A 20,913-nucleotide genomic window follows, 5' to 3' on the forward strand; every position below is an offset into this window, starting at 1 on the left:
GAAGCCAGAAACGCTTAAGCTAAAGCGTTTGTTACCATGACTCGACGCAATCGACGCGCTTTCGGGCCAAACGGGGCTCTCCGCGCCAGGGCCCGAGGGCCCGCCTGAACAGCGCCATTGCCGGGGGCCCGGGCCGCGTGTCGCGCGCACGGCAAGCCCGCACCGGCCGGTCTCAGGTCTCCTCGTTTTCCGCCGCCCAGGTGGCCAGGAAATAGGCGGCCATCAACCCGACATAGGTCGCGATCAGATAGGGCGTCACCGGCAGCAGCCGCGGGAAGAAGAAGCCGAGCAGCAACTGGCTGACCGCGGCCAGGAGCCAGAGCACCCCGCCCCAGGTGCTGGTCAGCCAGAGCCCGACCGCGGCGACGAGATCGATCACCGCGAAATAGACCGTGATCGCCTGATAGCTCAGCAGCTGCGACTCGAACGGCGTCTGCCCCTCCATGCCGATGCCGAAGATCACGGCCCAGGCCATCAGCCCCTTGGCCATCCAGGCGAGCGACAGCAGGCGGAGCAGCCAGACCAGCACGCGCCGCCAGCGGGTCAGCTTGCTCTTCTTCTCCTCGAGGCCGGCCGAGCCGATGACGCGCTGCCCGCGCAGGGGCTCGGCATCTCCCCTCCCCATTCCCATCGCTCAATGCTCCAGGACGAGTTCGTTCGCGCCAAGCGAAGCGAAGTAGTGCGCGATCGCCTGCGGATCGACCTCATCGAGCGTGGCCGGCTGCCAGCGCGGGGCATGATCCTTGTCGATCACAACCGCCCGCACGCCTTCATAGAAGTCATGGCCCTCGGCAATGCGCGAGACGATGCGGTACTCGGTGCGCATCGCCTCGGCGAAATCGAGCCCCGCCCCGCGGCGCATCTGCTCGAAGGCGATGGCAATGCTGGTCGGGGATTTGACGGCAAGCGTCTGCAGGGTCTTGCCGGCGAAGGCATCGCCAGATTCGGCCTTCAGCTTCAACCGCGCCCTGATGCCGTCCAGTTCGGAGGCGCCAAAGCATTCGGTGATGGTCGCGCGCTCGGCAGCGAGCTTTTGCGGGCCGGGATCCTGGGTGTATCCGGCCAGGATCTCGTCGATGGCGCCGCGGCCGGTCAGGGCATCGGCGAGTTCCGCCATCCGGCTGCTCGGTACGGGATGGGTCGCAAGACCCAGCGCCAGGGCGTCCGCGGCCCCGACACGGTCGCCCGTCAGGGCGAGATAGATGCCGGCTGCGCCTTCCAGGCGCGGCAGTGCATAGGTCGCGCCGACATCCGGGAAGAAGCCGATGCCGACCTCGGGCATGGCGAAGAGGTAGCGGTCGCCGGCGATGCGATGGCTGCCATGGAGCGAAATGCCGACGCCGCCGCCCATGACGATGCCGTCGATCAGCGCGATATAGGGCTTGGGATAGTGCTTGATACGGTGATTGAGGATGTATTCCTCGCCCCAGAAGGCGAGCATCTCGCCCTGACGGCCGGCTCGGCCGAGATCATGCAGCGAACGGATGTCGCCGCCCGCGCAAAAGGCCTTCTCGCCAGCGCCCATCACCACGATGCGCGTCACCTGCGGGTCATGCTCCCAGGCATCGAGCGCGCGTGCCAGTTCGCGGACCATGACCAGGCTCAGCGCATTCAGCGCCTTGGGACGGTTGAGGATGACGACACCCGCCGCGCCCCGGATTTCGCAAATGATCTCTGGTTCCTGCGACATGCCGTGCTGATCCCTGATAACAGGGTCCGGTTCTGGGCCGGGGCTCGGGCGCTTGTCAACGCGCGGCGCTGCGTTGCCCTGAGCGCATGGTTGCGACCATCCACCTCTATTTTGGAACGGTTCCGATGTGCTAAGCATCCGGCAAAGGACAAGCCAACGCGCCCAGGCGGCGGAGGATTTTATGGCATCTCGGGTTGTAAGGCCGTTTCCGGCGCCCGTCGCGCGGCAGGATGATCTGCCGGCCACTGCTCTGCGCAGCAAGGATTCGCTCGACCTGACCCGCCGGATGCGGCGCAACCGCAAGGCCGAATGGTCGCGCCGGCTGGTGCGCGAGGCGGTCCTGACCACGAACGACCTGATCTGGCCGATCTTCCTGGTGGATTCGAGCGAGGCCCGCTCCGCTGTCGAGTGGATGCCGGGCGTCGACCGGCTGAATATCGAGGAGGCGGTGCGCCAGAGCGCCCATGCCGCCAGCCTCGGCATTCCGGCGATCGCGCCCTTTCCCTATGTCGAGAAGTCGTTGCGCGACGCGACGGCGTCCGAAGCGCTGAACACGCGCAACCTGATGTGCCGCGCCGTGCGCGCCATCAAGGCCGAGGTGCCCCAGATCGGCATCATCTGCGACGCCGCGCTCGATCCCTACACCTCGCATGGGCACGACGGCGTCATGGCGGGCGAGCGCGTCCTGAACGATGCGAGCGTGCGTATCCTGACACAGCAGGCGCTGGCGCTGGCCGATGCGGGCGCCGATGTCATCGCCCCCTCCGACATGATGGACGGCCGCGTCGGCGCCATCCGGGTCGAACTCGACGAGGCCGGCTTCGAGGACGTCCAGATCATGGCCTATGCGGCAAAATACGCATCGGCCTTCTACGGTCCGTTCCGCGATGCGATCGGTACCAATGCGACGCTGATCGGCGACAAGCGCACCTATCAGATGGACCCCGCCAATTCGGACGAGGCCATTGCAGAGGTGGCGCTCGATCTCGAAGAGGGCGCCGACATGGTGATGATCAAGCCCGGCATGCCCTATCTCGACGTGATCGCCCGCGTGAAGGACCATTTCCGGGTGCCGACCTTCGCCTATCAGGTATCCGGCGAGTACGCGATGATCCAGGCCGCCGCCCTGAATGGCTGGATCGATGGCGACAAGGCCATGATGGAGAGCCTGATCGCGTTCAAGCGCGCCGGCGCCGACGGGGTGCTGAGCTATTTCGCGCCGCGCGTCGCCGAGAAGCTGAAGGTTTGCGGCTGAAAGCGGCTGGCTGAAATGCGTGCGCCTCGGAGCGCACCGCCTCACGTCACGGGAGACCGGCAAAGCGCTGAATTGCGCGACGCATCGAGTATCAACGCGTCGCAACTGGCGCTAGCCTCCGCGCAATGCGCGCGCTCCTCCCGATTCTCATTGCCTTGCTGCTGACCGGCTGCAGCGAACGCTTCGATACGGACCAGACGCGGCTTTGCCGCCAGGCGATCCCGGCGCTCAACGCGCCGGACGCGCGGATCACCATCGACCGCGCGACCAATGGCCCGCGCGCCAATACCTTGCGCATCCTCTACCATGTCGAGACCGGCGGCGGCCCGGCGCGCCAGCGCATGATCGATTGCCTCTTCGCCGGCGAGGGCGCGGGTCTGCAGCGCGGCGCGTTGCTCGGTGTCGCGGTCGACGGACGGCCGATGAACGATGCCAGCTTCTACCTGCTCCGGCGCTTCTACCTCGAGAACCGCGAGGAACCGCCGGTCGATCCGGGCTCGGCCCGCATCGACGGCCTGCCGCAGCTCCCGCCCGGCCTCGCCTATGCCCTGCAGCAGGGCTTGAGCGCCCTGCCCTCGGCCGCGATCTACGCGCTGCTCGCCTCGGCCTATGCGCTGATCTATGGCCTGACCGGGCGCATCATCCTGAGCTTTGGCGAATTCGCCGCGCTCGGCGCGCTCTCAGCCGTGATCGGCGTGGCGCTGCTCATCTCGACGGCGATCTCGACGCCGGTCTCGGGGCTGCTGGTCGCCTTCGTCGTGGCCATGCTGGTCGCGGCCTTTCACGGCTTCGCCATGGGGCGGTTCGTGCTGCGCCATCTCGAGCGCGCCAGCGGCCAGCAGATGCTGATCGCGACGATCGGGCTCGCGATTGCGCTGTCTGAATATCTGCGGCTGGCGCAGGGGCCCGATCTGCGCTGGCTGCCGCCGGTCTACAACGAGCCCTGGCCGCTGGCCCGCTCCGGCAGCTTCATCGTCACCGCAACCCCGGTCGGACTGGCGCTTGCGGCCGGCGGCCTCAGCGCCGCGCTCGGGCTCGTGCTGCTGATCCGCTATTCCGCCTTCGGCCGGGCCTGGCGCGCGGTCTCGGACGATTCCGGCACCGCGGCGCTTTTCGGCGTCAACGCGCGTGCCGTGCATGACCGGGCGCTGATCCTCGCCTGCGCGGCCTGCGGCGCGGCCGGCGTCATCGTCACCGCGATCTATGGCGGCATGGGCTTTGCCGGCGGCTTCACGCTCGGGCTGAAGGCGCTCGTCGCCGCGATCCTGGGCGGCATCGGCTCGGTCGCCGGCGCCTGCCTTGGCGGCCTCAGCATTGCGCTCTTCGAGGTCATATGGTCATCAACCATGCCTATCGAACAGCGCGACATCGCCGTCTATAGCTTGCTCGCCGTGGTGCTGATCCTGCGCCCCGGCGGTTTCTTCGGCGAGGGCGCGATTGCGCCTCGTCAGGTCTGAACGGAACTCCACGCATGAGCGAGCCTTTCTCGATCACTCCCGCCGATATCGAAGCGGCCGCACAGCGTATCGAGGGGCATGTGCTGCGCACGCCGCTGGTGCCGGCGCCGCGCCTCTCCGAGCTCACCGGCGCKACCGTGCTGGTCAAGCACGAGAACATGCAGGCGACGGCCTCCTTCAAGGAGCGCGGCGCGGTCAACAAGCTGCTTGGCCTGACGGAAGCCGAGAGGGCCCGCGGCGTCATCGCCATGTCCGCCGGCAACCATGCACAGGCCGTCGCCTATCACGCGCGCCGCTTCGGCATTCCGGCGACCATCGTGATGCCGGAGACGACGCCGCTGGTGAAGGTCGAGAACACAAGGGCCCATGGCGCCCGCGTCGTGCTCTACGGCGAAACCCTCTACGAATCGGCCGTGCGCGCCCGCGAGCTGGCGCAGGCCGAGACCCTGGTCTTCGTGCATCCCTATGACGATGCCGCCGTGATGGCGGGCCAGGGCACGATCGCGCGCGAAATGCTGGCCGACGCGCCCGATCTCGACGTGCTGATCATTCCGCTCGGAGGCGGCGGGCTGATGGCCGGCAACGCGATCGCGGCCAAGGCCCTGAAGCCGGAGATCGAGCTGATCGGCGTCGAGGCCGAGCTCTATCCCTCCTTCTACAACGCCGTGAATGCCGAGGACCGGCCGATCGGCGGCGCGACCCTCGCCGAAGGCATCGCGGTGAAGACGGTCGGCGAACTGACCTTGCCGATCGTCTCCAGCCTGGTCTCCGATATCGTCCTTGTCGGCGAGGACCTGATCGAGCGCGCGGTCAATGCCTATGCCAGCCTGCAGCATTCGCTGGCCGAGGGCGCCGGCGCCGCGGGGCTCGCCGCAATGCTGAAGGAGCCGGAGCGCTATCGCGGCAAAAAGGTCGGCCTCGTGCTCTGCGGCGGCAATATCGACACGAGGCTGCTCGCCGCGATCATGGTGCGCGAGCTGGAGCGCGAGGACCGCATCGCCGCCTTCCGCCTCACCGCCAGCGACCGGCCGGGCCTGCTCGGCAAGGTCGCGAGCCTGCTCGGCGACCACGGCGCCAACATCCTCGAGGTCAGCCATGGCAGGCTCTTCCTCGACGTGCCGGCCAAGGGCGTGACGCTCGACGTCACCGTCGAGACGCGCGGCGAGAGCCATACGCGCGCCATCGAGGAGGCGCTGCGGGCCAATGGCTTCCAGCCGCGCCGTATCTTTCCGCGTGGCCTTGCGGAACAAGACCGCTGATCAAACATTATGGCGGCGGAGCGCACCACCACCGGATGCGCCCCCCGGAACAAAGGATCTCGACCTTCGATGAGCGAACGCAGCTATCAGCAACCCGCGATCACGCCGATCGAGCAGCGCCCGCTGCAGAATGTCAGCGGCGTGCTGGGGTCGCGCCTGTTCGCCTGGATCGGCGACATCATCGCCCTGTTCATTCTGGGCTGGCTCGTGGTCGCGCTCCTGATCTTCCTCGGCCTCGTCACCTTCGGCGCGACCTGGCTGCTCCTGCCGATCGCGACGGTGGCGACTGCGCTCGGCTATGCGGCGCTGACCATCGGCGGCCGGAAACAGGCGACCTGGGGCATGCGCATGGCGGGCCTCAGGGTCGAGACCGTCAATGGCGGCCGTCCCGACGGGCTCGCAGCCGCCGTCCACGCCCTGCTGTTCTATGTCGCGGCAGGCACGGTCGCGCTCTGGGTGCTCGATATTCTCTGCGGTTTGGTGCGCGATGACCGCAGGCTCGGCCACGACATCCTGACGGGACTGGTCGTCGTTCGCGCCTGATCGTCATCGCAACTCTTGTTGCCGGCTGCGCTGCTGCTACACTCGTGGTTCAGGTCGTTTCCGGAGCGATACGAACGTGACGCGCCCGTTGCGGGATGCCCCGCAATTCTATCTGACGTCACCGACCTCCTGCCCGTATCTGCCCGGGCGGGAGGAACGCAAGGTGTTTACCCACCTTGTCGGCGGGCGAGCGCGCGACCTCAACGACGTGCTCTCGCAAGGCGGCTTCCGGCGCTCGCAGAGCATCGCCTATCGGCCCGCCTGCGAGACCTGCCGCTCTTGCGTCTCCGTCCGCGTCTGCGTCGACGACTTCCGGCCGTCACGCGGTTTCCGCCGCGTGCTCGCCCGCAATTGCGACCTGATCGGCGAGGAGCTGCCGCCGGAGCCGCGCTCCGAGCATTACTCGCTGTTCCGCAGCTATCTCGACGAACGCCATCCCGATGGCGGCATGGCTTCGATGTCGGCCCTCGATTTCGCGATGATGATCGAGGACACGCATGTCGAGACCAACCTGATCGAGTACCGCCGGCGCGGCCCCGATAGCGGCTTCACCGGGCGCGGCGTCGGCGATCTCTTTGCCATGGCCCTGACCGACCGCCTGAATGACGGGCTTTCCATGGTCTATTCCGTGTTCGACCCGATGCTGGAGCAGCGCTCGCTCGGCACCTTCATGGTGCTCGACCATATCGAGCGGGCCCGCAAGCTCGGCTTGCCCTATGTCTATCTCGGCTATTGGGTCGATGGCTCGCCAAAGATGGCCTACAAGGCCCGCTTCCTGCCGCAGGAGCGCCTCTCGCCCCAGGGCTGGGAACGGGTCGACTCGAACACTTAAACCGTTTGAAACGCATCGTCGAGGCGCGCAAAACGCGCTTGCGGCCCATGCTCCCCGCCGGCACCTTGGCCGCAATGGCAGCGCGTCTCGGCGCCAATGGTAGCGCGCCCTGGCGCAATGACGTGCCAATACGGAGGAAGCCTTGAGCGATCAACTGACTGAGCGGCTGGAACGCTGCTATACCGGCATCATCCACGATGTCATGCGCGCCATGGGGCTGAAGGATTTCACGCTCCCGCCCGATCTGAGGCCGCTCCTGCCCGGCCAGAAGCTTGCCGGCCCGGCCTTCACCGTCGAGGGCAGGACCGATCCGGATTTCGACGCGCACGAGACCCTGCTCGGCTGGACCGGCCTGCTCTCGCGCGCCAAGCCCGGCCATGTCTGGGTCTGCCAGCCCAATACCGACGAGGTCGCGCTGATGGGCGAGCTTTCGGCCGAGACGCTCAAGAACAAGGGCGTGCGCGGCTGCGTCATCGACGGCCTGTCGCGCGATACCGAGTTCATGGTCGACATGGGCTTCCAGGCCTATTTCCGCGCCTATACGCCACGCGACATCGTCGGATTCTGGATGCCGAAGACGATCGACGAGCCGATCAAGATCGGCTCGGTCTGGATCCGGCCCGGCGACTACATCCTCGGCGACCGCGACGGCATCGTGCGCATTCCCGTCGAAGTGATCGAGGAGGTGCTCGAGAAGGCGGAGACGGCGATCTCGGCCGAGAACAAGGTCCGCACCGCCATCCTCGCCGGCACGGACCCGCAGGAAGCCTATCTCCAGTTCGGCAAGTTCTGATCGCTTGCGGCCTGCCTGCCCGGTCGCGCGGACTGACGCGGCCGGCTCCTCCAAGGAGTTAAGCCCATGGCTCAGCACGATCCCCGGCTCATCCTGCTCGATCCGCGCGACAACGTCTTTGTCGCGCGGATGCGGCTCGCCGCCGGCGAGACCGTCGAAACCGGCGCAGGGCCGGCCGTGCTCGACCGTGATATCGCGCTCGCCCACAAGGTCGCGCGAAAGCCGATCGTCACCGGCGAAAAAATCCTGAAATACGGGGCCCCGATCGGCGTCGCGACCGAAGCGATCGCGCCCGGCCAGCATGTCCATGTTCAGAACATGAAGAGCGACTACACCCCGACCTATCATCTCGAAGACGAGCGCAAGGCGGGAGCCGTCCCATGAACGACATGCGCGGCTATCTCCGGTCCGACGGACGCAAGGGCATCCGCAACACCGTCACCGTCGCCTATCTCGTCGAATGCGCGCATCATGTCGCGCGCGAGATCGCCCTGCCCTGGCGCGAGAACGGCGTCCATGTCATCGGCTTTCCCGGCTGCTATCCCAATGGCTATGCCGAAAAGATGATGGAGCGGCTCTGCACCCACCCCAATGTCGGGGCCGTGCTGCTGATCTCGCTCGGCTGCGAGAGCTTCAACAAATATGCGCTCGAGCGCGTCGTGCGCGCCTCCGGCCGGCCGGTGAAGACCATCATCATCCAGGGCACCGGCGGCACGCGCAGCTCGATCAAGGAGGGCCGCGCCTGGGTCGAGGCCGAGCGCGCGCGTCTCGACGAGCAGGAGACCGTGCCGATGTCGGTCAGCGAACTCGTCGTCGGCACCGTCTGCGGCGGCTCTGACGGCACCTCGGGCATCACCGGAAACCCTGCGGCCGGCCGCGCCTTCGACCTGCTGATTTCGGAGGGCGCCGCCTGCATCTTCGAGGAAACCGGCGAGCTGATCGGCTGCGAACACATCATGGCGGCGCGCGCCGTGACACCGGAACTCGGCGAGGAACTGGAGAAATCGGTCGCCAAGGCGGCCCGCTACTACGCGACGCTCGGCTATGGCTCATTCGCCGCCGGCAATGCCGAGGGCGGATTGTCGACGATCGAGGAGAAGTCGATGGGCGCCTATGCCAAATCGGGGGCATCGCCGATCTCGGGCCTGATCAAACCCGGCGACATCCCGCCCCATGGCGGGCTCTATCTGCTCGATGTCGTGCCCGATGGCGAGGTGCGCTTCGGCTTCCCGAACATCAACGACAATGCCGAGATCGCGGAGCTGATCGCCTGCGGCGCCCATTGCGTGCTCTTCGTCACGGGCCGCGGCTCGGTCGTCGGCTCGGCGATCTCGCCGGTCGTCAAGATCTGCGCGAATCCGGAAACCTATCGCCGGATGGCGGACGACATGGATGTCGATGCCGGGCGGATCCTCGAGGGCCGCGCCGGGCTCGACGAGGTCGGCCGCGAAATCCGCGACCTCGTCATCTCCTTAGGCACGGGCGGGAGCACCAAATCGGAAGAGCTCGGCCACCAGGAGTTCATCCTGACCTATAAGAGCTTCGAACCGCTCGGCCCGGCTTGCCTGCCGGCGGCGTGAGGAGGGAGCGTGGGCGGTTCGTGCCCGATGGGGCGCCATGGCACTGCCTAAGCTGCCGGCAGGGTTTAAACCGCTGATATAGTGTATGATTCTCAGCGTATACTGTTACACATCGACCCCGAAAGAGCTCCAAAACCGCCGGAAACGGGGCAACGTCAGGGAGGATCGACTACCGGATCACCAGAACAGGGATAGTCGTACTTGCCAGCACCTCCAACGTCTGGCTCCCGAGCACGACCCTCTGCACGCCACGCCGGGCATGAGTAGACATCACGACGAGATCACAGCCGTTGAGCTTGGCCAATCGCACGATTGCCGCAGCTGGAGAAACATCGGTCTCGTGTTCCAGATTTACCGTGACGCCCTGTTCGGAAGCGCTTTGCTCAATGGAGGCTATGCGTTCCTTCATGAACGCATCAATCTGCTGGCGGGCTGCGTGCGAGATCTCCGGCCGCAGAGGTTCTGAAACGGTCAGAACCGTGACTTTAGCTCCGAGCGGTTTGGCGAGCGCCAAGCCATGTTCAAGACCCTTGCGAGCAAGTTCGGAGTCGTCTGTGGCGATCAGAATGTGTTTGTACATTTGCCCTCTCCGGCAGGGATTGCGCCGGCATACTGGATGACATTGATCGGCAGGCAAGCGCTTCCCGACTGAACCATTGAGCGAGCCAGCGCGCATACTGATCGTCAACAGCTGTCTCTGGCCAAAGGCCGCTGGATAGCGGGGTCCCGGGCCGGCATGCATCCGCAGCATGCCGCACCGTCGGTCGCACCGAAGAAAATTCTTCCTTATCCGGAAAAATCCGCGACGGACTTGAGACTTGAGCCCTTGAAGGCGCATTAGGCGAGATCGCGCTGCGTTCGCTGCCGCATCTCGAGGACGAGGCGCGCAAGGCCTATGCCGGCCATGCCGCTGCGGTGCCCCGCCTCGTGCTGAAGCTCTCCCCGGTGCTGACCGACACCGACCTCGCCACGATCCCGGTGAGCCCGTCGCAGCACCATCTCGCAGCGATTGCCGAGCACGCCCGTCTCTCGGAAAGCGTCACCGACATTCTCGTCCAGCGCGGCGACCGCACGGTGCTGCACATGGTCAGCGCCCATGAAGGCGCGCATTGCTCCGGCAAGAGCTTCGAACCGCTCGGCCCCGCCTGCCTGCCGGCGGCGTGACCACGGGGCGCAGGCGCTTCATTCCCTTGGGTTATTGACCGCCGGCCTGCCGCGCCGTAGCGCAGCAGACATGGGCGCGACGGCGACAGGGGCGAGTTGGGGGCGCGGCATCGTTGCCGTGCTCTGCGCCTATGCGCTGATCCTCAACGCGGTCCTGATGTCGATCGGCGCGGGGCTCTCGGCCGCTCCCTCGCCCTTTCCGCGGCATGTCCTCTGTGCGCCCGGCGGATCGTCCKAACCGACGGCACCCGCGAGCCCGGAGCAATCCAAGACCTGCTGCGCGCTCGGTTGCCTTGCGGGTAGCGGTGGCGCCCCTCCTGTCGCTGCCGCGGCGCTTCCGCTCCGCCGCAGCATCAGTGTCGCAAGAGGCGTCACCTATCCGCCGGCACCGCGCGTCGATTCCGGCCGCAGCGTCTACCCGCTTGGAGCGCGCGCGCCGCCTGCCCTGGCCTGAAACCAGACTTCCCMTTCAGGACAGGACACTCTCATGACCATCGTTTCATCGACGCAGGCAGCGCCTGCGCGCGCGGATGCACGCGCCGCTTCCCTCTACCGCGCCGTCTGGCGCTGGCATTTCTATGCCGGGCTGTTGACGCTGCCCTTCCTCATCCTGCTCGCGGTCACCGGCGGGCTCTATCTCTTCCGGACCGAGATCGACGGGCTGGTTCATCGCGATCTCAAGCGGGTGKAGATGCGATCGACCGCCCCCGCCCCTGCGACAACACTGGTCGCCAACGCGCTTGCGGCCTTTCCCGGCAAGGCCGTGAAATTCGTGCCCGCGGCAACAGCGTCATCGGCCGCGGAAGTCACCGTCCGGGATGCCACTGGCGCGCGCAAAGTCGTGCATGTCGACCCCTATGACGGGCGTGTGCTTGGAGAGATACCCGACAAGGGCACGGTGATGTGGATAGTGCGGCAGATCCACAGCCTCGCCTATTTCGGGCCGGTCGCGAATGGCGTGATCGAGATCGCCGGCGGCTGGTCGATCCTGCTGGTCGGGACCGGGCTCTATCTGTGGTGGCCGCGCGGCCGCAAGGGCGGCGTGGTCTCGCTGCGTGGCGATGCCGGCAAGCGCGCCTTCTGGCGCGACCTGCATGCCGTCACCGGCGCCTTCGCCGGCGTCTTCATCGTCTTCCTGGCGATCACCGGCATGCCCTGGTCCGTGCTCTGGGGCGACCAGGTCAATCGCTGGGCCAACGGGCATAATTTCGGCTATCCGGCCGGCATCCGCGTCAACCTGCCGATGTCGGATGAGCATCTGCACCATGCCGGGCCGACCTCATGGTCGCTGGAACAGGCGCGCGTGCCGAAATCGATCGCGACKGCGGCAGCGCCGATCAGCCTCGACACGGCCGTGGCGAGGTTCGACGCGCTTGGCCTGGCGCGCGGCTACGCCATCAACCTGCCGGCCGGTCCCAACGGCGTCTTCACCGGTTCTGTCTACCCAAACGACCTGTCGCAGCAGCGCGTCATCCATCTCGACCAGTATAGCGGCGCGCCCCTGCTCGACATGTCCTTCGCGGATTACGGCCCGCTCGGGAAATGGCTGGAATGGGGCATCAACGTCCATATGGGTCAGGAATTCGGCCTGGCGAACCAGCTCTTCATGCTGGCCGTCTGCCTCGCGATCATCCTGCTTTCGGTCTCGGCCGGGGTGATGTGGTGGAAGCGGCGTCCGGCCGGGTCGCTCGGCGTGCCGCCCCTGCCGCCCGAGCGCCGGACGCTCTACGGCGTCTTCGCCATCCTGGCGGTCGGCGGGCTGGTCTTTCCGCTCGTCGGCGCGTCGCTGATCGTCATGCTGGTGGTCGACCGCTGCCTCTGGCCGAGGACCGCGCGATAGCGGCATCGCGGGCCGGCATGCATTCGCGGCGTGCCGGCCCGTTGAACACGCAGAAGAAAATCCTCGCTTCCCGCGAAAATCCGCGACGGATTTAAGACTAAATCAAACCGGACCGGCGCAGGTTGCGGATACTTGCCTGACGCGTATCTGGGGGGCCAATGCTGAGTTCTTTGACACGGATGCCCTCCGAGATGTCCTCGGAGGCACGCCGGCAGCTGCTCAATGCCGTCACCGACCTTTTTCTGCTCGACCAGGATCCGACCGAGCCCTCCAAGGCGCATTACGGCGAGATCGCACTGCGCTCGCTGCCGCATCTCGAGGACGAGGCCCGCAAGGCCTATGCCGGCCATGTCGCGGCGGTGCCGAGCCTGCCGCATGAGGTGGCGGTCACGCTTGCCGGCGACGCCGATTCCGAGGTCGCACGCCTCGTGCTGAAGCTCTCCCCGGTGCTGACCGACACCGACCTCGCTGCAATCGCGGTGAGCCAGTCGCAGCACCATCTCGCGGCGATTGCCGAACGCGCCCGCCTCTCGGAAAGCGTTACCGACATTCTCGTCCAGCGCGGCGACCGCACTGTGCTGCACACGGTCAGCGCCAATGAAGGCGCGCATTTCTCCGACAAGGGTTTTGACACGCTGCTGGAACGCGGCGGCAAGGATGCTGAGATCGGTGGCGCGCTGGCCAGGCGTTCCGACCTGACACCGAACCGGGCCAGCCGCGTCCTGGAGATCGTCGAGGGGCTCAGCGGCGGCTCCGGGCTGTGGTCCAAGCCCGCCGACGAGGCCGCGACGCTTGCCCGCCGTGCACGCCAGCAGCGGCTGGAGGTGAAGCTCCTGCTCGCCGATCTCGGCGCAGGCAAGCGCGAGCTCGACGAGATMGTGAGCATGCTGGCCGAGGAGGACCGGGCCTACCACCTTGCCGAGGTGATCGCGCAGGCCTCGGGCATCACCAACGAGCAGGCGCTTCGCGTCCTGCTGCAGCGCGATGTCAGCGGCATCGCCGTGACCTGCCGCTCGCTGAATCTCGGCATTGCGGCCTTCAAATCCGTTCTGGAACTGCGCTCGCGGCGGCTGCTCTTCGGCGCGCGCGATGCCGAGGGCGACCTGAAGAACTATGCCGGCCTCGACATCGCCACCGCCGAGCGGACGCTGCGTTTCCTCAAGCTGAAGACGAAGATCGGCTGAAGCATCGGCCCGAAAAGTGGATTGCGGTTTTCGGGGTAAAGCCGATGCAAAGATAGAAGGCTGGATCATCGGTTGGGATACGATATCCGGCCCGCCGATCCAGGGGCGGGCGGCCTGGGGGCCGCTTCCGCCACAAATCCGCGACATTCACGCGACCTTCTGCTAGGCTTACGCATAGGGGTTTGCCGAGAGGATGCCTTCGACGTGAGACTACCGATCCTTTCCGGCGCGCTCTGCGCGCTTGCGCTCAGCGCTGGGACCTCGCAGGCGCAGGCCTATCTGCCCTTCACGGGCTTTGCCGCCGTGCCGTCCTTCGCCTGGTCGGAGCCGACGCTGGCGCCCGGCGGTGTCAAGTGGGAAGGCTCCTATGCCCGCATCTCCACGGGCTTCCAGGTGACCAGCGCCAAGGGACTGGGCACGTCGGCCGGCCCGACGATCGGGCTCGAAGGCGGCAAGATGTGGCGCGATGGCGACTTCCTCTACGGCGTCATCGGCGCACTCGAATACGCCCCTGCGATCGGCGGCTACGGCACGCCGAGCTTCAACACGGCGGCTTGGACGCGCGATGTCGTCGGCGCCTTCCAGCTCAAGGCCGGCGTGTTCGCAACCGAGAACGTGCTGCTCTACACCAAGGTCGGGCTCGCTGCCGGCAACGAGACCTGGCGCTATGGCGCGACGCCCTTCAGTTCGCCGTTCAACCGCAGCGAGATCGCGGTCAGGCCGGAGGCCCGTGCCGGTGTCGAATGGGCGGTGACCAACAACCTGACGCTCGGCCTCGAGGTCGGCGTGGTCGGCCAGGCGATCAGGTAAGGCGCTCCTCCCGGCAGAGATGCCGGGACTGCCGACCAGGCTGAGAGATTGATTCACAGACCTGAGAAACTGATTCAACGCCCTGCCGCGTTGATTCAACGCGCCTGGTCAACAGGTTGATAAAACGTTACTTTTTACAGCCGTGAAACACGGACAAGAGCGCAGGCGAACGCGCGCCTTTGCATGGCCTCGTCTGCATTTGCCGCCGCAGCCAAACGGGCAGATGCCCGGGCATCAAGCCCGGGCAAGGCACAGCTTCAGCCGCCGAACCTGTTGTTCTTCGGGAAGCCCTTGGGCGGCAGGCGGCCCGATTCCGCACGGTGGCCGAGCCACTCGAGCAACTCGGCCGCCCCGACCGTCCAGGTCCGGTTCGAGGTGTCGAGCCAGGTCAGGCCCTCGGCCAGCTTGAAGGTCTTGGCGTCGGAGACGCCGCCATCCTTGTAGCGCTGCAGGCGCACGCCCTTGCCGCGCCCCATCTCCGCGACCTCGGAGAGCGGGAAGCAGAGCAGCTTGCGGTTCTCGCCGATGATCGCGACATGGTCGCCCTCAGCCGGAACGGCGAGCAGCGCCTTGACCGGTTCGGTGACGTTGAGCACCTGGCGGCCCTTGCGGGTATTGGCCACGACATCATCGCTGGGAGCGACGAAGCCGCGCCCATCCGTCGTCACCATCAGGAGCTTGAGGCCCGGCCGGTAGGGGAAGGCGGAGACGATGTCGGCCGTCTCCTCCAGCTCGATCATCAGGCGGATGGGATCGCCGAAGCCGCGGCCGCCCGGCAGCTTGGAAGCCTCCAGCGTGAAGACCTTGCCGTTCGAGGCCAGCACCAGGAGCTTCGCCGTGGTCTCGGTGTGGAAGCCGAGCTGCAGCGCGTCATCGCCCTTGAAGGACAGCGTCGAGAGGTCCTGGACATGGCCCTTCAGCGCCCTGATCCAGCCCTTCTTGGAGACGACGACCGTGATCGGTTCACGCTCAACCATGGCCTGCGTCAGGTCGATATCGGTCGTCTCCGGCATATCCGCGAAATCGGTGCGGCGCTTGCCGATCGCGGTTTCCGGGCCGAAGAGCTTCTTCACCTCGCGGATGTCCCAGGAGATGGTCTTCCACTGCGTCGCCTCGGAGGCCAGCAGCCCCTCGATCTGGCCCTTCTCGGTGGTCAGTTCGTCGAGCTCGGTCTTGAGCTGCATCTCCTCGAGCTTGCGCAGGGCACGCAGGCGCGTGTCGAGGATCGCATTGGCCTGGACCTCGCTGAGCTCGAAATAGCGCATCAGCTCGATCTTCGGCTCGTCCTCCTCGCGGATGATCTTGATGACGCGATCGAGGTCGAGATAGACGATCAGCAGGCCGCGCAGGATCTCGAGCCGCTTCTCGATCTGGCCGAGGCGGAAGCGCGAGCGGCGCAGCAGCACCTCGCGGCGATGGTCGAGCCAGGCGCGCAGGGCCTCGTTGAGGCCGAGCACCCGCGGCACCAGCCCGCCGGTCAGCACGTTCATGTTCATCGAAATGCGCGATTCGAGCTCGGTGAGCTTGAACAGCGATTCCATCATCAGATTGGCGTCGACGGCGCGGCTGCGCGGCTCGATGACGACGCGGATGTCCTCGGCCGACTCGTCGCGCAGATCCCCGACGAGCGGCAGCTTCCGATCGTTCAGGAGCTCGGCGATCTTCTCGATCAGCCGGCCCTTCGAGACCATGTAGGGGATCTCGGTGACGACAGCGAGCCAGGTGCCACGGCCCTGGTCCTCGACATGCCAGCGCGCCCGGGTGCGGAAGGCGCCGCGCCCGGTGCGATAGGTCTCGGCCATCGAGGCCCGGGTCTCGACGATGATGCCGCCGGTCGGGAAGTCCGGACCGGGCACGAAGGTCATGAGCTGCTCGGAGGAGGTCTCCGGATGCTGGATCAGATAGAGCGCGGCATCGCAGAGTTCGGCGGCGTTGTGCGGCGGGATCGAGGTCGCCATGCCGACCGCGATGCCCTGCGAGCCATTGGCCAGCAGGTTGGGGAACGCCGCCGGCAGGACGATCGGCTCCTCGTCCTCGCCATTATAGGTCTCGCGGAAATCGACCGCGTCCTCCTCGATCCCGTCGAGCAGGAGGCGCGCGACCTCGGTCATGCGCGCTTCGGTATAGCGGTAGGCTGCGGCGTTATCGCCATCGATATTGCCAAAGTTGCCCTGGCCGTCGACGAGCGGGTAACGCTGGGCGAAATCCTGGGCGAGGCGCACCAGCGCGTCATAGACCGACTGGTCGCCGTGGGGGTGGAACTTACCGATGACGTCGCCGACGATGCGGGCGCATTTCTTGTGCACCTGGCCGGGGTCGAGGCGCAGCAGCCGCATCGCATGCAGGATGCGGCGATGGACGGGCTTCAGGCCGTCACGCGCATCCGGCAGGGCACGGTGCATGATGGTGGACAGCGCATAGGCGAGATAGCGCTCTTCGAGCGCCGATTTCAGATCGATGCGCTCGGTCTCGTCCTCCGGTGGCGGCTCGACCGGCTTTCCCATGTGTCACTCAACCTCGATCTACGTTGCAGCCGCCGGGAAACGCCGGCCGCGAATCACTTCCTATGACGATGCCGGCCCGATGCAAGCCGCGCAAAGCGTCATACCCGCAAACGCGCCAGAAATCAGTGAATTCGTGCGACCAGCTCCAGCAGCCGCGCCCGCTCCGGCGACTCGAGCAATCCGCGCGGCTCAAGCAGGTGGCGGCGCAGGAAGAAGCCGGTCAGGGCGAAGCCCGCCGCGATGTCGGCGGCCGAGGGTTGCCGCCCGCCCTGCCCTTCGCTGAGGAAGCGCGGCAGCGCCAGCAGACGATCCTGATAGGGCTCGGCCACTTTGCGGCTGACCGCCTTGCCCGATTTCGGCGAGACATGCGTGAGGTCATCGGGCGAGCCGGTGACGGCGCAGCGCGTCAGATCCAGCCCGAAGCCGAGTTCGGCCAGCATCGCGACCTCGAACCGCACGACAAGGGCTGGCGCCAGGGTCAGCTCGTCGAGATGTTCGATCAGCACCGCCAGCCCCTCATGCAGGGCCGGATGCGGATCGCGCTCCGGCAGCAGCCGCAGCAGGGCCGAGATCACCCCCAGCCCATAGAGGGCGACGGGCGCCGCCATCAGTCGCGCCGCATGCGAGGTGATGAGCTCGACCTTGTATTCGCCGAGATGCTCGTCGAGCCTGGCCCGCCAGGTCAGCGAGACCGTATTGCCGGGCTGCAGCACCGGCTGCGCCCGGGCCGAGCGCCCGCCGCGCACGAGCCCGAGATGGCGGCCGTGCAGACGCGTCAGCACCTCCAGGATCACGGCATTCTCGCCGTGCTGCCGGACGCCGATGATGGTGCCGTCGTCGCTCCACTCCATGAGAAGGAGTTAGGCGGCGCATCCGGCCGGGTCAATTTCCGCAGGCGTCCCTTCCCGACAGCCCGCGTCAGCGGCTCCGGTCCGGGATGTGGAGAAGGCGGCAGCCGAGATGCGGCAGCCAACCTCAGACATACTGCGCGATGCCGCCGCCGAAGGACCAGTTCTCGCGCGCGGTCTCGATCAGGTTGATGAAGACGTCGTCGGGCCTCAGTCCCGGCTCCCGGCGCAGGTTCTCGGCGATCTTGGCAAACAGCGCCTTCTTCTGGGTGACGCCGCGGCTGTTGTTGCAGGTGATCTGGATGATGACGAGACCGGCCGTGCGCTCGAAGCCGAAATAGCGGGCGTTGAAGATGAACTCGTCGGGATCGTGCTGGTGGATCACCGCGAACAGATCATCCTCCGGCACCTCGAAGGTCTCGCGCATCGCCCGATAGACGCCGTCGACGATGGCGGCAGGCTCGGAGGCGGGACGGCCGCGCCTCATGGAAATGCGGATCAGGGGCATGGTGGATCTCCGGTTCGCGCGAGGGCGTTCGCCTCGCTGTCCAGGGCAAGCTAGCGCTCTCCGAGCCATCGTTGTAGTGTATTATTATAGATATCAATCATATGGATTCTTGATTTATGATCGTCGCCACCCTCGATATCGATGCGGTCGCCGCCTTTCTCGGTGCGGCCGATCTGCGCAGCTTCACGCGGGCCGCCGAGGCGCTGGGCACGACCCAGTCGCTGGTCAGCACCCGGGTCAAGCGGCTCGAGGAGGTTCTCGGCCGGGCCCTGCTCCAGCGCCACCCGCGTCTCGTCAGGCTCACCGCCGAGGGCGAGCGTTTCGTACCGGCGGCGCGCGAGCTGCTCGCCGCGCATGAACGGGCGCGTGCGGCTTTCACCGAAGCACCGGAGCGCATCTCAGTCGGGATCAGCGAGCAGGCGGTCGGCGCCGATGCGCCGGCCCTGCTGGCGCGTCTCTTCGGCCATGACCCGACGCTGGTGATCAGCCTGCGGATCGAACGCTCGAGCCTGCTCGATGCGGCCTTCGAACGCGGCGAGCTCGATATCGCGGTGACGCTGCGGATCGGAGCAGGAAGGACCGGCGAAACGCTGCGCCGCGACGCCTTTGGCTGGTTCGCCGCGCCAACGCTGACGCGCGATCCATCGCAGCCGCTGCCGCTGGTCAGCCTGATGACGGAATGCGCGCTCAGGCGTCACGCCATCGAGGCCGTCAGCGGCGCCGGGCTCAGCTGGCGGGAGGCCTTTGTCGGCGGAGGCATGGCCGCGGTATTGGCGGCCGTGCAGGGCGGGCTCGGCGTCACGCCGCTCGCCGCACGCATCGCGCCCGCCGGCGCGGTCGATGTCGGCGTGGACTGGGGCCTGCCGGTGCTCGGCTCATCCGAAGTCGTGCTGCGCAGCAATGTCGCGACGCCGCGCGCCAACGCCTTCGTCAGGGAGTTGGCGGCGGCGTTTCGCGGGCCGGTTCAGCGCTGAACGGTTCAGCCCTTGCCAGTCGAGCCTTGGCCGGTTCAGCCTTTGGGGAATTCCAGCCCCATCTCGCGATAGCGCTCCGGATCGTCGCTCCAGTTCTCGCGAACCTTGACGAAGAGGAAGAGATGGACCTTGGCCTCGGCTGCCTCGGCGATCTCGACGCGAGCCTTCTGGCCAATCGCCTTGATGGTCTGGCMGCCCTCGCCAAGCACGATCTTCCGCTGGCCCTCGCGCTCGACATAGATCGTCTGCTCGATACGCACCGAGCCATCGGGCCGCTGCTGCCATTGTTCGGTCTCGACGGTCGAGCGATAGGGCAATTCGTCGTGCAGGCGCTCGAAGATCTTCTCGCGCGTGATCTCGGCGGCGAGGAAGCGCAGCGGCGCATCCGAGATCTGGTCCTCCGGATAGAGCCAGGGGCCGAGCGGCAGGCGCGTCTCGAGCCAGTCGAGAATGTCCTTGACGCCATAGCCGGTCAGCGCCGCGACCATGAAGGTGGTCTCGAACTTGCCCCGCTCGTTCAGCTGCGTCGTGATGGCGAGCAGCTTCTCCTTCTCGATCGTGTCGATCTTGTTGAGGACCAGGAACTTGGGCTGCTTCAGCTCGGCGAGCTTTTCGAGCAGCCTCGTGTTCTCCTCATTGTCGAAGCGCTCGACATCGATCAGCACGCCGATCAGGTCGGCATCGGTCGCGCCGCCCCAGGCGCTCGTCACCATGGCGCGGTCGAGCCGGCGCTTGGGTGCGAAGATGCCGGGCGTGTCGACGAAGATGACCTGCGCCGCGCCGGCGAGCGCGATGCCGCGCACCTGGGTCCGCGTCGTCTGCACCTTGCGCGAGACGATCGAGATCTTGGCGCCCACGAGCTTGTTCAGCAGCGTCGACTTGCCGGCATTGGGCGCGCCGATCAGCGCAACGAAGCCGCAGCGTGTGGGCTTGTCGGCCTCAGCCATTGTCATCTCCCATGGTTTCGTTCCAGAGCCCCTCGCGGCGCAGGAACGCCTCGGCAGCAGCTTGTTCGGCGAGGCGCTTGGAGCGCCCTTCGGCTTCGGCGTCGATCAATCCCGCGATCCGGGCCGCAACCCGGAAGAGCGGGGCATGGTCCGGGCCCGAGCGGCCGCGCTCGGTATAGGTCGGCGTCTGGTAGCCCTTGCCCTGCGCCCATTCCTGCAACGCGGTCTTCGCATCGCGCAACGGGCGCACCGGCTTCAGCAGGCGCTCGCCAAAAGCGCGCTCGACCAGTCCTCTTGCTGCAGCATAACCGCCATCGATGAAGACCGCACCGATGATCGACTCGCAGGCATCGGCCAGGATCGCCTTGTTCTTGCGGGCGCCGCCCAGGATCTCGCCGTCGCCGAGCTTCAGGTAGCTGCCGAGATCCCAGCCCAGCGCGACTTCGGCGCAGGTCTCCTTGCGCACGAGATCGGCCAGGCGGCGCGACATGTCGCCCTCCTCGGCCTGCGGATAGCGCTCGAAGAGCATGTCGGCGACGCTCAATCCCAGGACGCGATCGCCCAGGAACTCGAGCCGCTGATAGCTGCCGAGCCGCGAGCTCTCGGCGCTCATATGGGTCAGGGCGGTTTCAAGCAGGGCGCGATTGGCGAAGACATGGCCAAGCTTCGCCTCGAGCCGAGCGAGGTCGGGCGTCTTACGCCCGCTGTCCCCCGGCTTCGTCACT

Annotated in this window: 22 protein-coding genes; 14 read left to right on the top strand and 8 right to left on the bottom strand. The window is 66.7% G+C overall.

The window, feature by feature from the left end; genetic code table 11:
• Nucleotides 1-172: 172 nt before the first annotated feature.
• Both AC1DIO_RS05355 and AC1DIO_RS05360 read right to left on the bottom strand, forming a co-directional pair.
• Nucleotides 173-631, bottom strand: a complete 459-nt coding sequence (locus AC1DIO_RS05355) for a DUF6163 family protein (protein WP_441488702.1) — start codon at nt 629-631, stop codon at nt 173-175.
• Nucleotides 632-634: 3 nt separating this feature from the next.
• On the bottom strand, nt 635-1,690 hold the full coding sequence (locus AC1DIO_RS05360) for an enoyl-CoA hydratase/isomerase family protein (RefSeq protein WP_441504753.1): 1,056 nt from the start codon (nt 1,688-1,690) through the stop codon (nt 635-637).
• A gap of 181 nt (nt 1,691-1,871) precedes the next feature.
• Between AC1DIO_RS05360 and hemB the strand changes: the two genes are divergently transcribed.
• From hemB to AC1DIO_RS05400, 8 genes are all read left to right on the top strand, one after another.
• Nucleotides 1,872-2,945, top strand: a complete 1,074-nt coding sequence (gene hemB, locus AC1DIO_RS05365) for a porphobilinogen synthase (RefSeq protein WP_441504754.1) — start codon at nt 1,872-1,874, stop codon at nt 2,943-2,945.
• 125 nt (nt 2,946-3,070) lie between these two features.
• The gene (locus AC1DIO_RS05370; RefSeq protein ID WP_441504755.1) at nt 3,071-4,402 is read left to right on the top strand and encodes a branched-chain amino acid ABC transporter permease; all 1,332 of its coding nucleotides are present in this window, start codon (nt 3,071-3,073) and stop codon (nt 4,400-4,402) included.
• Between the two features lie 14 nt (nt 4,403-4,416).
• Nucleotides 4,417-5,661: a threonine ammonia-lyase gene (locus AC1DIO_RS05375; protein ID WP_441504756.1), complete on the top strand. Its 1,245-nt coding sequence runs from the start codon at nt 4,417-4,419 to the stop codon at nt 5,659-5,661.
• 69 nt (nt 5,662-5,730) lie between these two features.
• Nucleotides 5,731-6,204: an RDD family protein gene (locus AC1DIO_RS05380; RefSeq protein WP_441488707.1), complete on the top strand. Its 474-nt coding sequence runs from the start codon at nt 5,731-5,733 to the stop codon at nt 6,202-6,204.
• Between the two features lie 76 nt (nt 6,205-6,280).
• On the top strand, nt 6,281-7,036 hold the full coding sequence (locus AC1DIO_RS05385; RefSeq protein ID WP_441504757.1) for an arginyltransferase: 756 nt from the start codon (nt 6,281-6,283) through the stop codon (nt 7,034-7,036).
• A 142-nt stretch (nt 7,037-7,178) separates the two neighbouring features.
• On the top strand, nt 7,179-7,829 hold the full coding sequence (locus AC1DIO_RS05390; protein ID WP_476853202.1) for an RraA family protein: 651 nt from the start codon (nt 7,179-7,181) through the stop codon (nt 7,827-7,829).
• Nucleotides 7,830-7,895: 66 nt separating this feature from the next.
• Nucleotides 7,896-8,213, top strand: a complete 318-nt coding sequence (locus AC1DIO_RS05395; protein WP_441488710.1) for a UxaA family hydrolase — start codon at nt 7,896-7,898, stop codon at nt 8,211-8,213.
• On the top strand, nt 8,210-9,409 hold the full coding sequence (locus tag AC1DIO_RS05400; protein ID WP_476853203.1) for a UxaA family hydrolase: 1,200 nt from the start codon (nt 8,210-8,212) through the stop codon (nt 9,407-9,409). The genes AC1DIO_RS05395 and AC1DIO_RS05400 overlap by 4 nt, the downstream gene beginning before the upstream one ends.
• A 169-nt stretch (nt 9,410-9,578) precedes the next feature.
• Here the strand turns inward: AC1DIO_RS05400 and AC1DIO_RS05405 are convergent, their stop codons facing one another.
• Complete coding sequence (locus AC1DIO_RS05405; protein WP_476776839.1) at nt 9,579-9,989, bottom strand: universal stress protein; 411 nt, start codon at nt 9,987-9,989, stop codon at nt 9,579-9,581.
• A 347-nt stretch (nt 9,990-10,336) separates the two neighbouring features.
• On the opposite strand from AC1DIO_RS05405, the gene AC1DIO_RS05410 reads away from it, so the two are divergent.
• The 5 genes from AC1DIO_RS05410 (at nt 10,337) to AC1DIO_RS05430 (ending at nt 14,407) form a co-directional block, all read left to right on the top strand.
• The gene (locus AC1DIO_RS05410) at nt 10,337-10,573 is read left to right on the top strand and encodes a DUF2336 domain-containing protein (RefSeq protein WP_476853204.1); all 237 of its coding nucleotides are present in this window, start codon (nt 10,337-10,339) and stop codon (nt 10,571-10,573) included.
• Nucleotides 10,574-10,643: 70 nt separating this feature from the next.
• Nucleotides 10,644-11,027, top strand: coding sequence for a hypothetical protein (locus AC1DIO_RS05415; RefSeq protein ID WP_476853205.1), 384 nt, complete (start codon nt 10,644-10,646; stop codon nt 11,025-11,027).
• 33 nt (nt 11,028-11,060) lie between these two features.
• On the top strand, nt 11,061-12,413 hold the full coding sequence (locus AC1DIO_RS05420; RefSeq protein ID WP_476853206.1) for a PepSY-associated TM helix domain-containing protein: 1,353 nt from the start codon (nt 11,061-11,063) through the stop codon (nt 12,411-12,413).
• A 191-nt stretch (nt 12,414-12,604) separates the two neighbouring features.
• Nucleotides 12,605-13,597 carry a DUF2336 domain-containing protein gene (locus AC1DIO_RS05425; protein WP_441488715.1) on the top strand — a complete coding sequence of 331 codons (993 nt, stop codon included), beginning with the start codon at nt 12,605-12,607 and terminating at the stop codon, nt 13,595-13,597.
• Between the two features lie 204 nt (nt 13,598-13,801).
• Complete coding sequence (locus AC1DIO_RS05430) at nt 13,802-14,407, top strand: outer membrane protein (protein WP_441504763.1); 606 nt, start codon at nt 13,802-13,804, stop codon at nt 14,405-14,407.
• A gap of 257 nt (nt 14,408-14,664) precedes the next feature.
• Here the strand turns inward: AC1DIO_RS05430 and parC are convergent, their stop codons facing one another.
• The 3 genes from parC to AC1DIO_RS05445 form a co-directional block, all read right to left on the bottom strand.
• Nucleotides 14,665-16,911, bottom strand: a complete 2,247-nt coding sequence (gene parC / locus AC1DIO_RS05435) for a DNA topoisomerase IV subunit A (RefSeq protein ID WP_476776842.1) — start codon at nt 16,909-16,911, stop codon at nt 14,665-14,667.
• Between the two features lie 122 nt (nt 16,912-17,033).
• Entirely contained in the window at nt 17,034-17,762 is a 729-nt protein-coding gene (gene recO, locus AC1DIO_RS05440) for a DNA repair protein RecO (RefSeq protein ID WP_476853207.1), read from the bottom strand.
• Between the two features lie 124 nt (nt 17,763-17,886).
• A complete protein-coding gene (locus AC1DIO_RS05445; RefSeq protein ID WP_441504765.1) occupies nt 17,887-18,267 on the bottom strand; it encodes a tautomerase family protein in 381 nt (126 codons plus the stop codon).
• A gap of 116 nt (nt 18,268-18,383) precedes the next feature.
• On the opposite strand from AC1DIO_RS05445, the gene AC1DIO_RS05450 reads away from it, so the two are divergent.
• A complete protein-coding gene (locus AC1DIO_RS05450) occupies nt 18,384-19,241 on the top strand; it encodes a LysR family transcriptional regulator (RefSeq protein WP_476853208.1) in 858 nt (285 codons plus the stop codon).
• Nucleotides 19,242-19,276: 35 nt separating this feature from the next.
• On the opposite strand, the gene era is transcribed toward AC1DIO_RS05450, so the two are convergent.
• Together era and rnc are read right to left on the bottom strand one after the other, a co-directional pair.
• The gene (gene era, locus AC1DIO_RS05455; protein ID WP_476853209.1) at nt 19,277-20,188 is read right to left on the bottom strand and encodes a GTPase Era; all 912 of its coding nucleotides are present in this window, start codon (nt 20,186-20,188) and stop codon (nt 19,277-19,279) included.
• A complete protein-coding gene (gene rnc, locus AC1DIO_RS05460; protein WP_441488721.1) occupies nt 20,181-20,912 on the bottom strand; it encodes a ribonuclease III in 732 nt (243 codons plus the stop codon). The genes era and rnc overlap by 8 nt, the downstream gene beginning before the upstream one ends.
• Nucleotide 20,913: the final 1 nt, after the last annotated feature.

The organism is Allobosea sp. 05T439 (assembly GCF_056396005.1).

Coding starts and splice junctions, on each gene's coding strand:
- AC1DIO_RS05445 (WP_441504765.1), bottom strand. CDS start 18,267: ATGCCCCTGATCCGCATTTCCATGAGGCGCGGCCGTCCCGCCTCCGAG.
- parC (WP_476776842.1), bottom strand. CDS start 16,911: ATGGGAAAGCCGGTCGAGCCGCCACCGGAGGACGAGACCGAGCGCATC.
- AC1DIO_RS05370 (WP_441504755.1), top strand. CDS start 3,071: ATGCGCGCGCTCCTCCCGATTCTCATTGCCTTGCTGCTGACCGGCTGC.
- AC1DIO_RS05355 (WP_441488702.1), bottom strand. CDS start 631: ATGGGAATGGGGAGGGGAGATGCCGAGCCCCTGCGCGGGCAGCGCGTC.
- AC1DIO_RS05400 (WP_476853203.1), top strand. CDS start 8,210: ATGAACGACATGCGCGGCTATCTCCGGTCCGACGGACGCAAGGGCATC.
- AC1DIO_RS05450 (WP_476853208.1), top strand. CDS start 18,384: ATGATCGTCGCCACCCTCGATATCGATGCGGTCGCCGCCTTTCTCGGT.
- AC1DIO_RS05395 (WP_441488710.1), top strand. CDS start 7,896: ATGGCTCAGCACGATCCCCGGCTCATCCTGCTCGATCCGCGCGACAAC.
- AC1DIO_RS05380 (WP_441488707.1), top strand. CDS start 5,731: ATGAGCGAACGCAGCTATCAGCAACCCGCGATCACGCCGATCGAGCAG.
- hemB (WP_441504754.1), top strand. CDS start 1,872: ATGGCATCTCGGGTTGTAAGGCCGTTTCCGGCGCCCGTCGCGCGGCAG.
- AC1DIO_RS05405 (WP_476776839.1), bottom strand. CDS start 9,989: ATGTACAAACACATTCTGATCGCCACAGACGACTCCGAACTTGCTCGC.
- AC1DIO_RS05360 (WP_441504753.1), bottom strand. CDS start 1,690: ATGTCGCAGGAACCAGAGATCATTTGCGAAATCCGGGGCGCGGCGGGT.
- recO (WP_476853207.1), bottom strand. CDS start 17,762: ATGGAGTGGAGCGACGACGGCACCATCATCGGCGTCCGGCAGCACGGC.